This window comes from Psychrobacter sp. S1-30-MNA-CIBAN-0213 (assembly GCF_040309845.1).
Lineage (GTDB): Bacteria > Pseudomonadota > Gammaproteobacteria > Pseudomonadales > Moraxellaceae > Psychrobacter.
The window spans coordinates 1-238 of sequence record NZ_JBEOPE010000172.1; the positions used below are offsets into that span (position 1 = coordinate 1).

Genomic DNA, 238 nt, shown 5'->3' on the forward strand with positions numbered 1-238 from the left:
GTATACGCCGAGTATACTCACTTTGCCGATTTAACATCGCCGTTGAGTAGCTCTGAGCAAACCAAGCTTGAAAAACTATTAACTTACGGTCCAACTATTGCTGAGCATACCCCAGCTGGCAAACTTGTACTTGTTACACCTCGCCCAGGTACCATTTCACCTTGGGCATCTAAAGCTACCGACATCGCCCACAACTGTGGTTTAAAGCAGGTTCACCGTGTTGAACGCGGTATTGCTT

The 238-nt window shown here is 47.1% G+C and carries 1 protein-coding gene; it reads left to right on the forward strand.

Going from position 1 to position 238, the window contains the following annotated elements; genetic code table 11:
- Positions 1 to 238 (forward strand): phosphoribosylformylglycinamidine synthase family protein (locus AAEY87_RS14385; protein WP_350657658.1); only part of this gene is annotated, 238 nt, incomplete at both ends.